1 protein-coding gene is annotated in these 1,164 nt (G+C 68.7%); it reads left to right on the top strand.

The features are described from left to right. Positions 1 to 212 precede the first annotated feature (212 nt). Complete coding sequence (locus IE168_RS14420; protein ID WP_189499511.1) at positions 213 to 1,142, top strand: IS110 family RNA-guided transposase; 930 nt, start codon at positions 213 to 215, stop codon at positions 1,140 to 1,142. The last annotated feature ends 22 nt before the right edge of the window (positions 1,143 to 1,164 follow it).

The raw sequence follows: 1,164 nt of genomic DNA, 5'->3' as shown, positions 1-1,164 counted from the left end.
TAGCCGCTTGTGTCTTTGCTTTGTTCTAGCGTGTAGGCGAGAGCGGAGTGCGGGACGCCGACCAGCCGGGGTGCCGCGAAGCACGTGTAGGAGCCAGGGCGCCCGCACTCCAGGCTCTTGCCAAGCCCGAACAGTTGAACGAGTGAGCAGCTCGCACTGCACAAGCGTGGGTCGGCAAGAGTGCTCTCCCGTCCAGTCTAGGAGAGAAGCCGATGTCTGTGTTCGTGGGAATCGACGTGGCCAAGGCCACGCTGGCGGTCGCACTCCGACCGAGTGGCGAGGTGTTCGAGGTGGCGAACAGTCCGGCCGGGCATCGTGCGCTGGCGCAGCGGCTGCGGAAGCTGACGGTGGAGCGGGTGTTGCTGGAGGCGACCGGCGGCTACGAGCGCGCCGTCATGGCAGCGCTGCAGGCTGAATGGCCGGTGGTGCGGGTGGCCCCGCACCGGGCGCGGTCGTTCGCCACGGCGATGGGCCGCATCGCCAAGACCGATCCGATCGACGCGGCGATGCTGGCGCACATGGCGCAGGTCGTTGATACCCCGCCCGCCCAGCCCGAGTCACCGCAGCAGCTGCGGCTCCAGTCGTTGGTCCAGCGCCGTCACCAGGTGGTGCAGCAGCGCGACGACGAGCGGCGCCGGCTGCAGCAGGTGCAGGATCAGCCGCTGGTGGTGGCCAGCCTCAAGCGCCTGCTGCGCGCGCAGCAGGCGGAGATCGCGCTGCTCGACAAGGCCATCGCCCAGGCCGTAGCCGAAGCCGACCGCCAACGCGCGGACCGGCTGCTGGCCATTCCAGGGGTCGGACCGGTCACCGCGGCCACGCTGATCGCCTTCCTGCCCGAGTTGGGCCAGATCGAGCGCAGGCAGATCGCGGCGCTGGTGGGCGTAGCGCCCTACAACGCCGACAGCGGTGGCAAGACAGGGCTGCGCCGCATCCGCGGCGGACGCGCCGGAATCCGGCGCGTCCTGTACATGGCCACATGGAGCGCGATCCGCGCGCAACCCGCCTTGAACCAGCGCTACCAGGCCCTGAGAGCACGCGGAAAATGCGCCAAAGTGGCGTTGGTGGCCTGCATGCGCTCATTCCTTGGGCAGATCAACGCCATGCTCAGGGATGGCGGGCAGTGGCAGCCAACCCCCGCCTGATCAAAAGACAGTTGCTCCTACA

The organism is Luteimonas padinae (genome assembly GCF_014652935.1).
Lineage (GTDB): Bacteria > Pseudomonadota > Gammaproteobacteria > Xanthomonadales > Xanthomonadaceae > Luteimonas > Luteimonas padinae.
The sequence above is the reverse complement of the archived record's forward strand: the minus strand, read 5'-3'. Positions and strand labels throughout refer to the sequence as shown.

Bases quoted from the DNA above. Each gene is read 5' to 3' on its own strand.
- IE168_RS14420 (WP_189499511.1), top strand. From the start codon at position 213: ATGTCTGTGTTCGTGGGAATCGACGTGGCCAAGGCCACGCTGGCGGTC.